At 68.5% G+C, this 18,369-nt stretch carries 17 protein-coding genes; 11 read left to right on the top strand and 6 right to left on the bottom strand.

Features of this window, described 5'->3' with window-relative positions; genetic code table 11:
• Nucleotides 1–16: 16 nt before the first annotated feature.
• Nucleotides 17–2,866, top strand: coding sequence for a helix-turn-helix transcriptional regulator (locus JOF56_RS38530; RefSeq protein ID WP_209644349.1), 2,850 nt, complete (start codon nt 17–19; stop codon nt 2,864–2,866).
• Nucleotides 2,867–3,012: 146 nt separating this feature from the next.
• On the opposite strand, the gene JOF56_RS38525 is transcribed toward JOF56_RS38530, so the two are convergent.
• The 3 genes from JOF56_RS38525 to JOF56_RS38515 form a co-directional block, all read right to left on the bottom strand.
• A complete protein-coding gene (locus tag JOF56_RS38525) occupies nt 3,013–3,417 on the bottom strand; it encodes an NUDIX domain-containing protein (RefSeq protein ID WP_209644348.1) in 405 nt (134 codons plus the stop codon).
• A 169-nt stretch (nt 3,418–3,586) separates the two neighbouring features.
• Nucleotides 3,587–4,105, bottom strand: a complete 519-nt coding sequence (locus tag JOF56_RS38520; RefSeq protein WP_209644347.1) for a gamma carbonic anhydrase family protein — start codon at nt 4,103–4,105, stop codon at nt 3,587–3,589.
• 15 nt (nt 4,106–4,120) lie between these two features.
• The gene (locus tag JOF56_RS38515) at nt 4,121–5,581 is read right to left on the bottom strand and encodes a DNA-3-methyladenine glycosylase 2 family protein (RefSeq protein ID WP_209644346.1); all 1,461 of its coding nucleotides are present in this window, start codon (nt 5,579–5,581) and stop codon (nt 4,121–4,123) included.
• A gap of 122 nt (nt 5,582–5,703) precedes the next feature.
• Between JOF56_RS38515 and JOF56_RS38510 the strand changes: the two genes are divergently transcribed.
• From JOF56_RS38510 to JOF56_RS38495, 4 genes are all read left to right on the top strand, one after another.
• Nucleotides 5,704–6,351, top strand: a complete 648-nt coding sequence (locus JOF56_RS38510; protein WP_209644345.1) for an AfsR/SARP family transcriptional regulator — start codon at nt 5,704–5,706, stop codon at nt 6,349–6,351.
• Between the two features lie 138 nt (nt 6,352–6,489).
• Entirely contained in the window at nt 6,490–6,666 is a 177-nt protein-coding gene (locus tag JOF56_RS38505; RefSeq protein WP_209644344.1) for a hypothetical protein, read from the top strand.
• Nucleotides 6,667–6,790: 124 nt separating this feature from the next.
• Nucleotides 6,791–7,498 carry an AfsR/SARP family transcriptional regulator gene (locus JOF56_RS38500; RefSeq protein ID WP_209644343.1) on the top strand — a complete coding sequence of 236 codons (708 nt, stop codon included), beginning with the start codon at nt 6,791–6,793 and terminating at the stop codon, nt 7,496–7,498.
• Between the two features lie 41 nt (nt 7,499–7,539).
• The gene (locus JOF56_RS38495) at nt 7,540–8,154 is read left to right on the top strand and encodes an MBL fold metallo-hydrolase (RefSeq protein WP_209644342.1); all 615 of its coding nucleotides are present in this window, start codon (nt 7,540–7,542) and stop codon (nt 8,152–8,154) included.
• Nucleotides 8,155–8,214: 60 nt separating this feature from the next.
• On the opposite strand, the gene JOF56_RS38490 is transcribed toward JOF56_RS38495, so the two are convergent.
• Nucleotides 8,215–8,406 carry a hypothetical protein gene (locus tag JOF56_RS38490; protein ID WP_209644341.1) on the bottom strand — a complete coding sequence of 64 codons (192 nt, stop codon included), beginning with the start codon at nt 8,404–8,406 and terminating at the stop codon, nt 8,215–8,217.
• Nucleotides 8,407–8,644: 238 nt separating this feature from the next.
• Between JOF56_RS38490 and JOF56_RS38485 the strand changes: the two genes are divergently transcribed.
• From JOF56_RS38485 to JOF56_RS38470, 4 genes are read left to right on the top strand one after another with little or no spacing between them, the layout of a single operon-like run.
• Entirely contained in the window at nt 8,645–8,830 is a 186-nt protein-coding gene (locus JOF56_RS38485; RefSeq protein WP_209644340.1) for a DUF6229 family protein, read from the top strand.
• The gene (locus tag JOF56_RS38480; protein WP_209644339.1) at nt 8,767–11,637 is read left to right on the top strand and encodes a type 2 lanthipeptide synthetase LanM family protein; all 2,871 of its coding nucleotides are present in this window, start codon (nt 8,767–8,769) and stop codon (nt 11,635–11,637) included. The genes JOF56_RS38485 and JOF56_RS38480 overlap by 64 nt, the downstream gene beginning before the upstream one ends.
• Nucleotides 11,634–13,505 carry an ABC transporter ATP-binding protein gene (locus JOF56_RS38475; protein WP_209644338.1) on the top strand — a complete coding sequence of 624 codons (1,872 nt, stop codon included), beginning with the start codon at nt 11,634–11,636 and terminating at the stop codon, nt 13,503–13,505. The genes JOF56_RS38480 and JOF56_RS38475 overlap by 4 nt, the downstream gene beginning before the upstream one ends.
• Nucleotides 13,498–14,841 (top strand): FAD-binding oxidoreductase, encoded by a 1,344-nt coding sequence (locus JOF56_RS38470; protein ID WP_209644337.1) that lies wholly within the window; start codon nt 13,498–13,500, stop codon nt 14,839–14,841. Before JOF56_RS38475 ends, JOF56_RS38470 begins: the two co-directional genes overlap by 8 nt.
• Here JOF56_RS38470 and JOF56_RS38465 read toward each other — a convergent pair.
• Nucleotides 14,836–15,201 (bottom strand): GntR family transcriptional regulator, encoded by a 366-nt coding sequence (locus JOF56_RS38465; protein ID WP_209644336.1) that lies wholly within the window; start codon nt 15,199–15,201, stop codon nt 14,836–14,838. The genes JOF56_RS38470 and JOF56_RS38465 overlap by 6 nt on opposite strands.
• A gap of 9 nt (nt 15,202–15,210) precedes the next feature.
• Nucleotides 15,211–15,543, bottom strand: a complete 333-nt coding sequence (locus JOF56_RS38460) for a YnfA family protein (RefSeq protein ID WP_245378549.1) — start codon at nt 15,541–15,543, stop codon at nt 15,211–15,213.
• 86 nt (nt 15,544–15,629) lie between these two features.
• Between JOF56_RS38460 and JOF56_RS38455 the strand changes: the two genes are divergently transcribed.
• Both JOF56_RS38455 and JOF56_RS38450 read left to right on the top strand, forming a co-directional pair.
• Entirely contained in the window at nt 15,630–17,417 is a 1,788-nt protein-coding gene (locus tag JOF56_RS38455) for a tetratricopeptide repeat protein (RefSeq protein WP_209644335.1), read from the top strand.
• Nucleotides 17,414–18,307 carry an arginase family protein gene (locus JOF56_RS38450; RefSeq protein ID WP_307855442.1) on the top strand — a complete coding sequence of 298 codons (894 nt, stop codon included), beginning with the start codon at nt 17,414–17,416 and terminating at the stop codon, nt 18,305–18,307. Before JOF56_RS38455 ends, JOF56_RS38450 begins: the two co-directional genes overlap by 4 nt.
• Nucleotides 18,308–18,369: the final 62 nt, after the last annotated feature.

Here is an 18,369-nt window from a genome sequence, read left to right as displayed (position 1 = left end):
CTGGGGGCTTCGCGATATGACTGACGATGATCCGTCCTTCGTCGGGCGCGTCAAGCAAAGAGCGCTGCTCGGCGAGGCGCTCACGCTCGCGGCAGGTGGGCGCAGGCAGGTTGTGCTGCTCGGCGGGGTGGCCGGGGTCGGCAAGAGCAGGCTGGCGGAATACCTGGCTGCCGCGTCGAAAGCTCACGGGACGCGTGTCCTGTTTGGATCGTGCGCCGCGCTGGGTTCGGAGACGCTGCCACTGTCGCCGTTCATCAGCGCGTTGCGGCGGCTCATGCGGGAACTCGGTGCCGAGGGTGTTACCGCGGCGTTTCCGGAAGGTTTCCGGGTGGAGTGCCTGCTGTCGCAGCTGATCGGCACACTGCCGGACGGCGAAGTCTCCGAATATGCCTCGGTTTTCCAGGAACTGATCACCGTCGTCGAGGGACTCAGCACCAACCAGCCGATCCTGCTGATCCTCGACGACATCCACGAAGCCGATCCCTCCACACGCAAACTCCTGTCCGCGTTGGCCCGCACACTCGACACGGCCCGGCTGATGATCCTGGCCACCTACCGGACCGACGACCTGCACCGCGGCCACCCGCTCCGGTCCACATTGGCTGAGCTGCAACGCGTCCGGGGTGTCCGGCAGCTCAGCCTGGATCACTTCACCCGGGCCGAGACCGCCGAGCTGATCACGCACGCACTCGGCCGCCGGCCGTCCGGCGAGACGCTCGACCGCATCCACACCCGGTCGGACGGCAACGCGTTCTTCATCAAGCAACTGGTGCAGGCCGAATCCGCCGGCAAGACCGGACTGCCGGACTCACTGCGTGATCTGTTGCTCGGCCGAGTCGAGCAACTCCCCCACCCCACGCAGCGAATCGTGCAGCTCGTCGCGATGGGCGGCCCGTGGGTGTCGCACCAGCTCGTCACCGCCGTCGCCGCGGTCGACCAAGACGAGTTGCTCACGTCGCTGCGAAGCGCGGTCGACGCCAACGTTCTCACCTCGAACGACGACGGTTACGACTTCCAGCACGCTCTGGTGCGTGAGGTCGTCACCGATGCGCTCCTGCCCGGTGAGCGCATCCGGATGCACCACCTGTACGCAGCCGCGTTGGAGCTCCAACCCAACTTGGTACCGCCCGAACATCACGCGGCCCGTATCGCGCACCACTGGCTCGGCGCCCAACGGCCCGACCGTGCGTTACCCGCGTTGGTACGGGCCGCGTCCGTCGCGGCTCGCTTCCACGCGTACTCCGAACAGCTGCAGATGCTGGCCAGCGCCCTCGACGTCCTGCCCAGCGTGGTCGAACCGCAGGTCACCCGCTTGGAACTGCTGGAGGCAGCGGCCTACGCGTCCTGGCGGGCCGTGGAGAACGACCAGGCCCAGGACTACATCGACCAGGCGCTGGCCGACGCCGATCCGGTGATCCACACCGACCGGGTCGCCGAGCTGCTCGCGCTGCGCAGCCGCACCTTGTTACGGCGAGGCGGACAGGGCGCGCTGATCGCCGCCCAGGACGCCCAACGCCTCGCGCTGCCACGCCGATCCCCTACTTACGCCCGTGTGCTGGAAGTCCTCAGCGCGGCGCTGACCAGCGAAGGCCAGACCGAGAAGGCTCAGGAAGTCAGTCAGCAGGCCGTACGGCTCGCGGTCGAACTCGGCGACCAGGAGCTGGAGGTCGCCGCCCGGAGCACGGCCGGCCTGGCGTTCAGCCACCTGGGCCAGCACGAGCTGGCAGTGATCGAACTACGCCGGGCCCAGGAAGTGGCCGGCAGCCGTGGCGACATGGCCGGTCTGACGCGAGCGTGCGTCAACCTGTCCATGGAGTTGTGGGCCTACGGCCGTCACGAGGAAGCGATCAGCGTTGCCTCAGCCGGGATGCACGCCGCCCGGCGGGCGGGTCTGGCGCGCTCGTCGGGGATGTACGCGATCACGAACCTGGCCAGTTCACTGATGGCGATCGGCCGCTGGGACACCGCCGAGCACGTGCTGACCGAGGCGCTCGAGGAGCGCCCATGCGACGTCTACCGGGCCTATCCCCATCTGGTCCTCGCCGAACTCGCCGTCGGGCGCGGCGACTCCGCCGCGGCGCACGAACATCACGCCGTCGCCTCCGAGACGCTGTCCATCCGTGCGGGCCGCTCCGAGGCACGGCTGCCGTTGGCCCGTCTCGCAGCCGAAATCGCGTTGCTGGAGAACCGTATCGAGGACGCACAGGACATCATCGGCGCCGTTCTCAACGGTTTCCACGTGACCGGGCAGTCCGTCACGTCCGCGTGGCCACTGCTCACCACCGCGGCCCGTGTGGAGGTGCAGGCCCGCGCCCAGGATGTCGGCCCGGACACGTCCAGACTGCTCACCAGGATCGCTGCGACGCTCTCGACCAACGCGACGTCATGGCACGCGGCGGCGCTCCAGGTGACGGCCGAGCTCGCGTCCGTCCAGGCGCCCAGCCCGCAGTGGTACGCCGTCGCCGCGGCGTGGGAACACACCAACGAGCCGTACCCCACAAGCTATGCGCGATTACGCGCGGCAGAAGCCGCAGCCGTCGCAGGCAACCGGGCCGACGCCCAACGATGGCTCACGGCCGCCGCGAAAGACGCCCGCCCGCTCGGCCAGACTCCACTGCTACGCGAGATCGACCGCCTGACATCCCAGACACGAACCGAAGAACCAAAACTCGGCCTCACCCCGAGAGAAACCGAAGTTCTCCGGTTGCTCGCGGAGGGATTACCCAACAAGATGATCGCGGAACGGCTGGTCATCACCGAGAAGACCGTCAGCGTGCACGTGTCACGGATCCTCGGCAAACTCGCCGCCTGCAACCGCACCCATGCCGCGGCCATGGCCCGTCGCCTGGGCCTATTGGGGACGTAAGGCCCGAGATAGGTAATTCGCCTGATGACCGTGCGAGCCCTGTGCAAGATCATGTGGGAGCTCGCGGTCCCGCACGAAGCCGCCCTGCGGCGAGTCGGATCCTGGGGGTTCCGATTGGCCCGCTTTCCAGCCCGGGGCCGCGGGCATCAGCAGGCCTCGATCGTCCGCCGGACGTGGTCGAGCAGATCGAGCTGCCCGGCCTGCTCGGGCGTCAGCCACGCGTGCTCGTCGTGCTCCCCTGGGTTGAGCACCACTTCCCCGCGCTCGTCCTCGGCGACGTCATAGATCCACGCGCGAATCCGCAACGGCCTGCCGTTGACATCCGGCCAGCTCAACCGGTGCCGCTCGGCCACGACCCGGACCGCCAGCCCGGTCTCCTCGGCGACCTCCCGGACCGCTGTCCGCTCCGGCCGCTCCCCCGGCTCGACCGTCCCGCCCGGCAGCTCCCACCGCCCGCCGAAGAACACACCGGCGTCCCTGCGGATGAACAGAACCGCGCCGCCTCGCACTATCCATCCGTAGGCGAGGTGTTTCTCGGCGATGTCGGCCATACCCAGGATTCTCGCAGGCAATGAGCAGGCCCGCGTCCTGGTCCGCCGTTCCTTGCCATCTTGGGCGTTTTCGTCACATGTGTATTTTACTGTGGCCGTAGTACTGAATGCAGTGGGACTGTGGGCATATGGCACGGCAAGGCACAAAGATGTGCCACCAGGACGGGACTCAGACCTCTTTGACGGTCAAGGCGTGGCGGCGCGCGAGTTCCTGGTACAGCGCGGGATTCACGTCGATCCACTGGCGGGCGGTGTCGGTCAGCGGCACGTGACGCTTGGCCGGTGAGCCCATCGCGATCACCTCGTCGGGGACCTCGGAGCCCGGGGTGACGGTCGAGCCGGCCGCGATCATCGTCCGGGCGCCGACCCGCGCGCCGTCGAGCACTGTCGAGCCGTTGCCGACGATCGCGTACTCCCCGATCACGCAGTCATGGACCAGGCACAGATGCCCGACCGTGGCGCCACGGCCCACCTCGCATGTGTTCACCCCGACGTGGATCACGGCGTTGTCCTGCACGTTCGCGCCTTCACGGATGATGATCCGGCCGAAGTCCGCGCGAATCACCGCGCCGTACCAGACCGACGCGTCCGCCTCCACGATCACGTCGCCGACCAGTGTCGCGGTCGGCGCGATCCAGGCCGAAGGATGCACTTGCGGGCTCTTGCCCTCGAACTCGAACATCGGCATGCGACGAACCTACTGTCACGCGGGGAGCTTGTTGATCGCGTGGTCCCCCGTCGCCCACAGGTACTGCACGGCGTACGCCCGCCAAGGCCGCCATGCCGCCGCATGTCCGTTCAGTCCGGCTGGGGTCTCGGGCAGGCCCAGGTCACGGGCGGCGTACCGGATGCCCAAGTCGGTGGGCACGAACGCGTCCGGGTCACCCAACGCGCGCATCGCGATCGTCTCGACGGTCCACGGCCCGAACCCCGGCAGGTCGATGAGTTGCTCGCGGGCCTTGTTCCAGTCGCTGCCCGCGCCGAGGTCGATCTCGTCGCCTGCGAGGGCTGCGATCAAAGCCGCGAGCGTCCGGCGCCGGGACTGCGGGACCGCGAGCTTCGCCGGGTCGATTGTCTCGGTCATGGGGAACAGGTGCGTCAGGCCGCCACCCGGATCTTCGATCGGTTCGCCGTGGGCCACGACAAGCCGCGCTGCGTGCGTCCGGGCCGCGGCCGTGGACACCTGTTGACCGAGCACAGCCCGGACAGCGAATTCCGCGGTGTCCACTGTGCGCGGTACCCGTCGGCCAGGATTCTTTTCCACCAACGGTTTCAGGTACGGATCAGTGCTCAGCTGGGCGTCCACGGCCAACGGGTCGGCGTCCAGGTCAAGCAGCCAGCGGCACCGGGCGATGGCCGTCGCCAGGTCACGCAGGTCGGTCAAAGTCAGCTGGCATTCGATGTGCTCAGGCAACGGCCGCAACGCGACGATGCCGTGCCCATGCGGCAGGCGAAGCGTGCGGCGGTACGCACCCTCGCGCCACTCCTCCACGCCCGGGACGCCCGTCGCAGCGAGGTGACCGAACAGGTTGTCGGGGCACAGCGGTTGACGGAACGGCAGTCGCAGCATGAGGGAACCTGGCGCGGCCGTCGGGAGCCTGCGCGCCGCGCGGGCTCGCAGCTCGCTTGGTGAGAGTGCGAAGACTTCGCGGACGGTCTCGTTGAACGTCCTGATACTGCCGAATCCCGCGGCGAGCGCCACGTCGGTCAGCGGCACGGTTGTGGTCTCGATCAGCAGCCGTGCGGTCTGGGCGCGTTGTGCCCTGGCCAGCGCCAACGGGCCCGCACCCAGCTCGGCCACCAGCTGCCGTTGGATCTGCCGCACGCTGTAACCCAACCGCGCGGCCAGCCCTGGGACACCGTCCCGGTCGACCACGCCGTCGGCGATCAACCGCATCGCCCTGGCCACCAGGTCCGCGCGTTCGTTCCACTGCGGCGAGCCGGGGCTGGCGTCCGGGCGGCACCGCTTGCACGCCCGGAACCCGGCCTGCTGGGCCGCGGCCGCGCTCGGGTAGAACACCATGTTCTCGGGTTTCGGTGGTACGACCGGGCAACTGGGCCGGCAGTAGATGCGCGTTGTCAACACAGCGGTGAAGAACCACCCGTCGAACCGAGCGTCCTTCGACTGGACGGCTCGTACGCAGCTCTCCCTGTCCTCATGCATGCGTCCAGCATCACCGCTGGCCGCGGCGCATGCCAGCGAGAATGCGACATGGTGCGAGCCGCCCGGAAATAGGTAGTCATTGCCGATGTCCGCGGCAGGTCACGCGAGTGACCCTCGATAGCGTGAAGATATCCATCCTTGGCCCATGTGAACTACGCGGACCGCACGGTTCGGTCCGCCTCAAGGCGCGCAGACAGCAGATCGTGCTCGCGACCCTGCTGTGGCACGCCAACCGCGTTGTTCCGGTCCCGGCGCTGATCGACGCGGTCTGGGGGTCCGCGCCGCCGGCCAGTGCCCGGACCCAGATCCATATCTGTGTCTCGGAGATCCGCCGCCGGCTGGCACCGGCCGGGCTGCCCGGGTTACTGGAGACGATCCCGCCCGGCTACTGCATCCGGATCGGCGCCGACGAGCTGGACCTGCATGTCTTCGACCGGTGGGCGGCCCAGGGCCGGGCCATGCGGGCGCGCGGCCATCTCGACGAGGCGAGCGGCTGTTTCGCCGAGGCGCTGCGGCTTTGGCGGGGCGCGCCGTTCGCCGGGCTCAGCGGCGAACGGATCACCTGGATGGCCGAACGCCTCGCGGTACGCCGGCTTGACGTCACCGAGGAGTACTTCGACATCCGGATCCGGCTCGGCCGTGGCGCGGAGATCCTGACGGCGCTCACCGCGATGGCCGAGCAGTACCCGTCGCGGGAACGGTTGCGCAGCCAGCTCAGGACTGTGTCACAGCAAGCCAGGCGCTACCAGGCCTTGCCGCGGACCGGATAACCGTTGCGGCGCCTGCAAAACAGCCCTGATCACTCCGCCGAATGGGGGATTACCTGGGGTTTTGATGTTTCGGTCAGGTATCCGGCGGGCACTTGAGCACCACAAGGAATTTCCTCGCCGCGGAGGGAGCGTCGCGCGATGACTCGTCACATCGTCCATCACCCCAAGGTCACCGCGCCCAGTCGCCCGGTCCGCACCAGCGTTCCCGAGTTCGACTGGCCGGGCGCATGCACGTGCCGCGCGTTCTCCGGCGGCCGCGCGGTGCACAACTACGGTCAGCCCGGGTGCCGTCACGCGGAGACCGAAAAGTCCTAAAAGGACTCAAGGGAAGAACACCGCCGCAATTGATCTGCAATTGATTTCCCCCCGCTGCCGGTCGCGGTCAACTGCCCGAAGGCGATAGCTGAAAGGCACGGATGTGCGGCAGGCGGGGGCGTGGATGGCGATACTGGTGCTCGGGCCGCCGATGGTGCGGTCCCGCAGACCGGTCCGGCGGATGGCCCGGATCCTGCTGGGCGTGTTCGCGCTGCGGCCCAACCGGCCGCTGACCGTGGAATGGCTGATCGACAGCCTGTGGCCGGCCAAGGCCCCCGCGTCGGCCGCCGCGAACGTCCGGTCGCACATCGCCGAACTGCGCCGGTTGCTGGCCGGCGACCGGCCCGCGATCGAAACCCTCGGCGACGGCTACATGCTCGTGACACCACCGGATGGCGTCGACGCACTGTGGTTCCGCCATCTGGTGACCGAATCGCGCCGATTATCCGGCCCGGAGGCGGCGGATTCCCTGACCCAGGCCGCCGCGCTGTGGCGTGGCGAGGTCCTCGAAGGCGTGCCGATCCCCGCGCCGGTCCAGGCCGAGGCGGTCGTACTGGACGATCTGCGGATCTGTGCGATCGAGGAACTGGTCGACATCCGCCTGGCCCTGGGCCACGAGCAGGATCTCATCCCGTTGCTCAAAGGCCTCGTGGTCGAGCATCCTCTGCGGGAACGGTTGTGGCACCAGCTGTTGCTCGCGTTGTGGGCCACCGGACGGCGCAGCGAGGTCATCGACACCTACCGCAAACTGGTGTCCCTATTGGACCGTGAGCTGGGCGTGCGGCCGGCCGAGGCGAGCACACGGCTCAACGAGATGGCCCGGCGCCGCTAGGGCATGATCACGACACCGGGACCGGCCGATAGGGTGATCCCATGAAACTGACGCATTTCGGGCACGCGTGCGTGCGGGTCCAGGACGGCGATCAGGTGCTTGTGATCGATCCGGGCACCTTCTCCGACGCGGAGGCGGCCCTGTCCGGAGCCACAGCCGTGCTCGTCTCCCACGAGCACCCCGACCACGTCGACGTCGAGGCGCTCAAAGCCGCCCGCGCGGCCAATCCCGCGCTGACTGTCCACACGCATGCGGCGCTGGCCGCTGAACTCGGCGAGGAAGCCGTCGCGGTCGCCGCGGACGAGACGTTCACTGCCGCCGGCTTCACCGTGAAGGCCGTGGGCGGCATGCACGCCGAGGTCATCGACGGACTGCCTGGCTGCCCGAACCTCGGGTACCTCGTGAACGGCCTCTACCACCCGGGAGACTCCCTGTTCGTCCCCGCTGAGGAGGTCGGCACCCTGCTGGTCCCGGCGGCCGGTCCCTGGGTGAAGATCAGCGACGCCATCAGCTTCGTCCGGGCCGTCCGGCCGGCCCGCGCGTTCCCGATCCACGACATCCAGCTCAGCAAGATCGGCCTGGAGTACTTCGACGCGTGGCTTGAGGAAGAGACCGACTACGCCCGTATCGCGGTGGGCGCTTCAGTCGATCTCTAGCGCGATGACCGTTCTCGCGGCCCGCCCTCCAGATCGCGGAGGGCGCGACGGCATTCAGGCTCAGCTCACCCAGGCACCGCATCCTTCGCCGCTTTCGCAGGTCCGCCAGCCCACGATGACGCTGCCGTCCTCGGAGAGCTCTGTTCCGGCCTGCCCGGCTGACCCGGCGGGATCGCCCACTGTGAAGCGTCCGCCTGCGCGGGTGAGGTATTCGGCGTGGACGCCGTGATTGTCGGCTTCCCGGTCCTGCACCCAGATTCGAACGGCCCCATCGGTTCGATATCGGCGCTACCAACGACATTTCCGCTCCTCAGCGGCTTGTCCGGCAATCCCTGCCGGCTGTGGACAAACAATGTTGGACCGTTCGGAGCACCTCGATACGCGGGATGTACCTGCCACTCAGTGTGTGTATGCGCGTGTGTGTACGGCTGTGTGTGCGAGCCGTTTCTAACGTCATTTCGCCCACCCACCAAAGGAAAGGGGCGTAACAATGACAGCTGCTCTGCTTGACGCCGAAGAGATCGTGGCACGCTGGCGGGACGGTATCGACCTCGACAGCCCGGCCGGCCCGATCTTCGCCAGCGGCGAGTTCGCCGAGGGCGACATCGTGGCATGCAACCCGCCTGGCAGCCGGTGCTCGTCCTGCACCGCGTCCCGCCCGGTCTTCTGCTGCTGACGATCACCATGGCAGCTGACGAGGTCGGCGAGCTCGACCGTACTGTGGAATGGCTGATCGGCCCCGCGCTGGACCGGCTCACCGGCCGCGTCGCCGGGATCGCCGGCCTCGTCAACGGCGAGGTGGCCGCGTTCACCGACGCCACCCGGGAGGTCCTGCTGGACTCGGTGCGCCGCAAGGTCAACCGGGTCCTCGTGCTGGAGCTCAACGCCGCCCGGATCACCGGCCGGCTCACCGCACCTGACCCGGCCGGCCGGTGGACGGAGTTCCTTGCCACGGCGACACGACCGCAGTTCTGGCACGGACTGTCCGAGCACTACCCCAGCCTTGTCGACCGCCTGCGCGTCGTCGTCGGCAACAGATGCGACGCGGTCCTCCTCCTCGCGGAACGATTCGCCGCTGACCGAGCAGAACTCGCCGTCTTGCTCGGGGCCGACCCAGGCCAACTACGCAAGATCGAGATCGGCGCCGGTGACAGTCACCGCGGCGGGCACACCGTCACGCTTGTGCACTGCGCGGGCGGGACGGTCGTCTACAAACCGCGTCCAATGGAGGTCGACGGCCACCTGGCCGAACTGCTCGATGTCCTGGCCCCCAACGGGATCAGAGTGCCTCAGGCCCTTGTCATGGACGGCTACGGCTGGGCTGAGCACGTCTCCCACCGCTACTGCGCCAGCGACGAGGAACTGGTGCAGTTCTATCGTCACCTCGGCCACTGGCTCGCTGTGATGCGCCTGGTGTCCGGCACAGATCTGCACGCCGAGAACATCATCGCCTGCGGCCCGATCCCGATCGTGGTCGACTGCGAGAGCATCTTCACGCCCCGGCCACCGCATCCACCCACCGGTGCGGGCGAAGCCACGGACATGGCCGCCGAACTGCTCAACGGCACAGTCATGCGAACGGGCTTGCTGCCCGGCCGGGGCGCCGGACTCGGCTGGCGTGGCGTCGACGGCTCGGCCATGGGCATGCTGCCCGGCCAGCAGCCCGACATCGGCCTGCCCGATCTCGTCGGCGCGGGCACCGACACCGCCAAGATCGCCATCACGCCCCAGCAGTTGCCGCCGACCCAGAACCTGCCCAGCCGCAACCCGCAGCTGGGCCGTTACTGGGGGCACGTGATCGAGGGCTTCGACGAGATGACCGCCCGGATCAACCAGCTGGACCAGACCGATGGGCTCGAGCCGCTGCTGGCGCGGTTCTCTGACTGCGTCGTACGCGTGGTGGTGCGTGACTCCGAGGCGTACACGGAACTCGCGCGGATGCTCTGGCACCCGGTCGGACTGCACAACCAGCCTGCCGCTGAACAGAAAGCCCTGGCGTTGCTGGCGCGGCACTCGATGAACACCCGTGGCCCGGCCGAGCAGGTCGTGCACGCCGCCGAGGTCGCGGAGCTGCTCACCGGCGACATCCCGGTGTTCACCACAACCCCGGCCGAGGGCTGGCTGCACACGCCCGCGGGCACGGTATGCGGGCCGCAGATCGACCAGATCCAGCTCGTGCTGCAGCGCTGGCGAGACGCCGACTTCGACCTGGAGCGACGCGTTACGCATGCCGCGCTGGTGAGCGCGTATCTCAACCAGGGCGCCGAACCGGATCTGCGGCGGATGACTGTCGAGGCATCAGACAAGTCCACATTGGATGCCCGACGCAGAACGCTGGTGGCCAAGGAGATCCAAGAACTGTCCGCAGAGGCCGTGCGCGGCAGCGACGGCACGGTCACGTGGTTCGCGCCGATCCTGGACCGTTCCGGATGGCAGACCACACCGCTCACACCGGATCTCTACAGCGGCACCCTTGGCATCGCAGTACTTCTGGCCGGCTATGCGCGTGAAGTCGCGGCCGGAAGGGCTGACGCGGTCGACTGTGTCGCCGAGCTGCTGGACGGGACCGTGGCAACCGCCCGCCGGACGCAGAAATGGTGGGCCGAGCAGGCCACGCACACCAAGCGGCGGCCGGACCCGCCAGGCGGGTACATCGGGCTCGGGTCGCAGATCTGGTGCTGGCTGACATTGCAGTCACTGGGCCACGACACGCTCGACGATGCCCTGTTCCTGGCAGAGCAACTGCCCGCGGCGATCGACGCGAGCGAAGGACCGGACCTCGTCGTGGGCTCCGCCGGGGCGATCGTGCCGTTGTTGATGCTGGCCCAGCGCACTGGTGACGACAGGTGGACTGATCTCGCTGTCCGGGTCGGTGACCAGCTGGCCAACACCGCGATGCGCCCAAGGGCCGGGCACGTGTGCTGGTCGGTGGCGAATTTCCCGGACGGGATCGGTGGTTTCGCGCACGGCTCGACCGGGATCGGCTGGACACTCGCACGGCTCTCGCTGGCCACCGGTCACCAGCGGTTCGCGACGCTCGCCGACGAGGCCGCTGCCTACGAGGAGACCTGGTACGACCGTCGCAAGGGTGGCTGGATCGACCCTCGCGAGCCGGGTTCGCTGGTCGCGGCGTGGTGTCATGGCGCGGTCGGCGTCGGGCTCGGCGCCGCGGACCTGCTTTCGCTTGGGTTCGCGCCGGACAGAAACCGTGACGTGCTGGAACGCGCTGTGGCGTCCGCGAGACGCGACGGGTCCGGCTGGACGCACACCCTGTGTCACGGGGACACAGGCGTCTGGGAGCTGACGTGCGACGCGGCGCAGGTTGTGAGCAGCCTCGAAAAGTACGGCACGACAACGGGTCTGGCGCGCGAGGTGTACTCGCCGAGCATGATGTCCGGATCGGGTGGCGTGGCGTACCAGTTGCTGCGCATGCATCCGGACTGTGACCTGCCGTCGGTGCTTGTGCTCGGTGAAATGCCGTGACGGAACCGGATCCGCGTGATGACGCCCTGAACACCCCGCATTGGCAGATCGACGAGGCTGCGGGCAAGGATGTGCCACGCCGGGTCGTCCGCAGCCTGCCCCGCGTGACGTGGCCGGTCATCCGGATGATCTGGGACGCGGCGCCACGGTCCGCCACGGCGATCGCGATTATGCAGGTGGCGTCCGGCTTGGCGGCGGCATTCGGGCTGTTCGCGACTGCGGGCGTGTTGACCGAGCTCTTCGCCGCCGGGCCCACGGCCGATCGTGTGGTCGCGGCGCTGCCGTCCCTGCTGTTGGTCGGTGGCGCGTACGCGTTGCGCGGGGCGATGGACATCGGCGTCGCGTTGGCGCACGCGCGCATCACGCCTGCCGTACGCCGTCTCGCCGAGGAGCGGCTCTACCAAGCGAGTTTGAGCGTCGAGCTGGCGGCGTTCGACGACGCACGGTTCTACGACCGGATGCACCGGGCCCGCGATCGTGGGTTGTTCTACATCGAGCGGTCAGCCGACAACCTCGTTGAGCTGATCGGGTCCGTGCTCGGGATCGTGGCCGCGGCAAGCAGCCTGGGTGTGCTGCATCCGATTCTGTTGCCTGTGCTCCTGCTGGCAGTGGTGCCGGACGCTTGGGCAGTGCAGCGTTCCGCGATGCTGGCCTACGCGAGCATGGCCCGAGCGGTCACATTGGACAGACGCGTGCAGATGGTCGCCGAGCTCGCCACGGAACGTGAACCGGCCGCGGAGATCCGTGCCTGTCAGGCTGAACCGTTCGTCCTGCAGGAGTACGAAGTCGTCGCGGACCCCTTGCGCGACGAGGACATCCGCCGGGGCGTGGCGCAGGCACGCGTACGCGGAATCGGCCGCACACTGGCCGGCGTCGGCCTGGCGGTCACATACGTTGTGCTTGGGCTGCTCGTGCACGCCGAATGGGTGCCGTTGGCGATCGCGGGCACAGCTGTGATCGCGATCCGGGCCGCCACGACCGCGTTGAACCGGCTTGTCCTGGCCGCCAACCAGCTCGTCGAGCAGGGCATGTACGTCGCCGACTATCTGGCGTTCCTCGACTCGGCCCGGCGGCCACCTGTCCAGGTGCGGGTGATCGCCCCTCCCCCGGGACAAGTCCAACTGGAGCACGTCGGCTTCATCTACCCGGAAAGCACGCGGCCCGCGTTGCGAGATGTCTCGCTGACCATCGACCGGGGCCAGACAGTCGCCCTGGTCGGCGAGAACGGATCCGGCAAGACCACGCTGGCCAAGCTGGTCGCCGGCCTGTACGCACCGACATCCGGCCTCGTCAGCTGGGACGGCCAGGACATCAGCGAGATGGATCGCGCGAGTGTGGCCGACCGCGTGATGATGGTGCTGCAGGACCCGATCCGATGGCCGCACACCGCACGCGCGAACGTGCGCGCCGGGCGGCACGACCGGGCCGATCCCGATTCGTCGGCGTTGCTGGGTGCCGCGATCCAGGCGGGCGCGGACGAGGTCGTCGACCGGCTGGACGCCGGCTGGAACACGTTGCTGTCCAAGCAGTTCCGCGGCGGGCAGGAACTGTCGGGCGGCCAGTGGCAACGGCTGGCCGTGGCGCGTGGCCTCTTCCGGGACGCGCCGCTGCTCATCTGGGACGAACCGACCGCGCCGTTGGACGCCAAGGCCGAGTTCGCGGTGTACGAATCGCTGCGCGCCCTGGCCGAGGACCGCACGGTCGTGTTGATCACGCACCGCCTGGCCAGCGTCCGGCACGCCGACCGGATCTTCCTGTTGCACGAGGGAGAACTGGCCGAGCAGGGCACACACGACGAGCTGATGGAACTCGGTGGCCGGTACGCCGAACTGCACGACCTGCAGGCCCGGATGTACGCCAATGCTTGACCTCGTGTGGCCGGACGACCAGCGTTACTCGTTGTCCCGCAACCAGTTCATCGGCCGCCCGGCCGAAGTGCTGCCCCAGGCCGTCGCCCGCTGCGAGGGACCAGCCGACGTGCGCGAAGCGCTGGAGCTGGCGGCGGACAAGGGCTGGCCGTTCGCCGTGCGCGGCGGAGGACACAGCAATGCGTGCCATTCCAGCAGTACCGGTCTCGTCATCGACCTCTCCCCCGCGGCCACGGTCCTGCTGTCCGGGAATGAGGTCACCGTGGGCGCGGGTGTCCGAACCGGACAATTGGCAACTTTCCTCGCATCACGGGAGTTATTGGTGCCTGCCGGGTCCTGCCCGTCGGTCGGCCTGGTCGGAGCCGCGCTCGGTGGCGGGTTCGGCAGCCACGGCCGAACACACGGACTGACATGTGATCGCCTTGTCGCGGCCGAGGTCGTGCTCGCTGACGGACGTGTCGTGAAGGCCGGCGAAACCGAGGAGCCTGACCTTTTCTGGGCTTTGCGCGGTGCGGGCGGCGGCAACTTCGGTGTGGTGACCAGCGCGACTTTCGCGCCGGTGCGATCCGTTGCGCGGACACATGTCCGCTACTCGTGGGACATCGCGCACGCGCCGCGGCTCATTGCGATATGGCAGGAATGGGCGCCCTTCGCACCGGACGACGTGTCGGTGGAACTGGTGTTGCTCAGCCCGGATCATCCCGACGACCCGCCGGAAGTCCTCCTGATCGGCGCGGGTGACGTGACCGGATTCGTGTCCGGGTCGCCGGCACCACGACTCGCAGAGGTCGAACGCCTCTCCCCCGCCGAGGCCGCGCTCCTGCACGCCACACCGTATTCCGCGGTCGCCCACGATCCGGTCAGCATCCAGCTGACCTACTCCCGGCCCGGGATGAGCACCGCCAAGACCGAGTTCTTCACCCAGCCCTTGCCTCAGCCTGCGATTCAGGCCCTGGTGGAGCATTTCACCGCCGCACGTGAGCCCGGCGAAATGCGTGAAGTCGCCTTCACGCCGTGGGGCGGCGCATACAGCCATGTGCCGCCCCACGCCACCGCCTTCCCCCACCGGCAGGCCGACTACCTCGTCAAGCACACCGTCCTGGTCGGCCCGAACGGCGCTGCCCGGCGCGGCAACGAGGCCTTGGCGTGGCTCGCCGCGAGTTGGGCGACCATCCATCCGTGGGGTAACGGCGGGGCATATCCCAACTTCCCGGACCCTGCGCTCACTGGCTGGTTCACCGCGTACTACGGCTCCAACACGCAGCGGCTGCGTGAGGTCAAAGCGGCCTACGACCCGGAAAACGTCTTCCGGTTCGCCCAGTCCGTCCCGTTATGACCGGGCGTTGGCCTCGATCGCGGCCCGGACGATGCTCAAAGCCTCCTCGGAGTTCATTCCGAGTGACCGTGCTTTGAGCGCGTACTCCGCCGCGGCCCGCTGCACGACGATCTGGGCGTGCTGCCCGGCCGCGCTGACGAACGTGCCTGCCCGGCCACGGGTCTCGATGAGCCCGGCTTCCTCGAGTTCGCGGTACGCCTTGGCGACCGTGTTCGCCGCGAGCCCGAGTTCGGCCGCGAGCGCCCGGACCGTGGGCAGTTTGGCGCCCACCGGCAGGGTCCGGTCGGTGATCTGCTGGGCGAACTGCGAACGCACCTGCTCGAACGGCGCCACTGACGACTCTGGGTCGATACTGATCACGCGCTCAGCCTACTTACGCGGTGCGTACATGATGACCGCGACACCGATCAGGCAGATCGCGGCACCCAGGTAGTCCCACTGGTCGGGCCGGAATCTGTCCACGACCATGGCCCACGCCAGCGAGCCCGCGACGAAGACCCCGCCGTACGCGGCCAGGATCCGGCCGAAGTTCGCGTCCGGCTGCAGGGTGGCGACAAAGCCGTACACCCCAAGGGAGATCACTCCCGCCGCGATCCACAGTAGACCACGGTGCTCCCGCACCCCTTGCCAGACCAGCCATGCCCCGCCGATCTCGGCCACGGCGGCGAGGGCGAACAACAGCAGCGAACGCGCGACGGTCATGATCGCGACGATATCCCGGAATGGCGGTAGGGCCCGGCCGCAGGCATGCGGATAAAGTGCCGTACTGATCCGACAGGGGGCGCAACTTGGACCACGAGGAAATCGACCACTGTTCTGGCGGGCAGCCGGATGCCGAGGGCGAAGTGGCCGTCGCGCGGCTCGTCATGGACAGCGGAGACCTGCCTCACGCACTGCGCCATCTGGCTGACGCGCTGGCGCTGGATCCGCGTCTGCCGGACACGCACGAGGCGCTCGCCGAGTTCGTCGCCCGTGCGGGTGGCCCAGTTCAGGCACTGGACTATTTCGAGGACGAGGACGGGTTCATCGGCACAGTCGCCGCGCACGCCCACGTCTGCGCGGCCGCGGGCCGGTGGGACGAGGCGATCCAGATGCTGCTGACCGTCGCCGCGCACGAGCCCGACCGGCAGTGGCTCGACGTCGCGTGGCTGCAGCGCACCGATCTGCCGTTCGACCCGTCCGCGTTGGGCATAGCGCTGGGGCAGATGGCGCAGCGCCTGGACGACCCCGTCGACGAGGACGAGCGTGAGCCGTTGCTGCCCGCGCTGGATCTGCTGCGCACGGCCGTCGCGCAGCATCCGGGTCACGCGATGCTGCTGTGGTGCGGGTCGATGCTCGGCCGCAGGCTCGGCGCGTTCGACGAGGCGATCGCGTGGGCCGAGAAGTCCTTCCAGATCGAGCCGTCGCACCAGGCGGCCATGATGAAGGGCTACGCGCTGCGGACCGCGGGCCGCACGGAGGAAGCACTGGCCGTGTGGCAGGACGAGATCGAGCGCACGCCCCAGGACCTCGATCTGTACATCGACGTGGCCGACCTGCTCGGCGCGATGGAGCGTCCCGAGGAGGGCCTGGAGTGGGCCGAGCGCGTGGTCGCGCAGGACCCCACGCATTCCCGGGCGGTGCCGACCTCCCATGGCCTGCGCTACGCCATCGACGGCGACGTACGGCATCTGATCACGCTGGCCGACGAGGTACGCGACCACCCGGACAGCTACGCGGCCACCGTGCTGGCCAACCACAGCAGCAGCCGGCCATGGCTGGGTGTCGTCCCGGACGCGCAGGAAGCCGTGATCAATGTGCTGCGGCAGGTGCTCGAACAGAACGAGCCCTCGCCTGACGTCACGATGTCCATGACGTTGTCCGCGCTCGAGCCGCCGAGCGCGTTCCTCACCCTGCATTCGGTCTTCCCCATGGCCAACGTGGATGTCGACGACGTGCCCGAGCCCGACATCCGGCTGCCGTCGTCACCGGTTCAGTACACGGTGTGGTCGTACGACGGCAAACAAGCGCGCCCTGCGCTGCCCCCACCCACGCCGCAGGTGGCTGAAGCCGTACAGCGCGTCGCCATGATCAGGTGGCTGTCGCCGCCAGAGGCCTACGACGCCGCCATCACACTGTCCGGGCTCGACCCAGTGCAGCTGATGAGCGTGCTCACGTACCCGCCGGCACCAACAGCTGACGAGCTCGGCCACATCCTCGGCAGGCACGCACCGCATCTGTGGGTCCGTGCGGTGCAGACATGGGCCTGTCTCGGGATCGCGCACTACGCGTCGGACGAGCCCTGGCTGGAGTCGCAGCGCCGGGTGATCCTGGCCGACCTGCTCAACGGCCCCGAGGACTGGGTCACCGAATCGGCCGCGTTCGCCATGGTCGTGACGGCATGGGTCAACCCCGACGCGCGAGCCGACGTCCAGCAGTTCGTCGTGCGCCGGATGCTCGACCTGATCGAGGCCTCCCGCACCCGGGACGTCACCATCCTCGCGTCGGTCTGCCAGCTGGTGCTGATCATCCCGGGCCTGGCGGGGGAGTTCGCCGCCCTCGCCGTCGACGTGCTGGCCTCACTGGAGGCGGAGTGAAGAAGATCCACGTCCTGGACGCGCCCTCCAATCTGGGCCTGCGGATGCCCGGACCAGGAGTGGTCCCGGGCTGCTACAAGATGGCCGGTGCCCTGCGTGACTGCGGCCTTCTCGGCGAACTGGACGCGCTCGACGAGGGCTATGTCGTACCGCCGCGGTACGACATCTCGGACTGGTCGCCCGGTGACGGCGTGTTCAACGCCAAGGCCATGGCCGAGTACAGCCGTCGCCTGGCCGGTCGGGTGAATGCCGTTGTCACTCGCGGCGACTTCCCGCTCGTGCTGGGTGGCGACTGCAGCATCCTGCTCGGTATCGGCATGGCGTTGAAGCAATATGATCGATGCGGGCTGGTGTACTTCGACGGCAGTGCGGATTTCCTGCGGCTCTCGCAGGCCGGACGGATCGGCGCCGCCGCGGGCGAGACGCTCGCGCTCGTCACGGGTCGTGGGCAGGCCGATCTGACGAACATCGACGACCTCGGGCCGTACTTCCAGGACCCCGACATCGTCGTGCTCGGCAACCGTGACGACGACGAGGACGTCGCCAACCTGGCCGAGGCGGACATCCTCGGCATCACCGCGCCCGGGATCCAGGCCATGGGCCCGGACGAGGTACTCGACCGCACCCGTCAACGGCTCGACGGCCGCAGCTACTGGGTGCACCTCGATGTGGACGTCCTCGACATCGAGGTAATGCCGGCCGCGGACGCGCCGGACCCGGGCGGCCTGCAGTACGGCGAGCTGATCGATCTGCTGAAGCCGTTGCTGGCCGACGAGCGTTGTCTCGGTATGAACGCCGCGATCTACGATCCGGATCTCGATCCCGACGGGCAGTACGCGCGGGAGCTCACCGGCATGATCGTTGCAGCGTTCCGGGATCGGACACAGTAGACAGTCTGCCCTTTGGGGCACTGTTGTATCACCGGGGTCACGATTTCGCTCTTCTTACGGAC

It is taken from the genome of Kibdelosporangium banguiense, assembly GCF_017876405.1.
GTDB lineage: Bacteria > Actinomycetota > Actinomycetes > Mycobacteriales > Pseudonocardiaceae > Kibdelosporangium > Kibdelosporangium banguiense.
The sequence above is the reverse complement of the archived record's forward strand: the minus strand, read 5'-3'. Positions and strand labels throughout refer to the sequence as shown.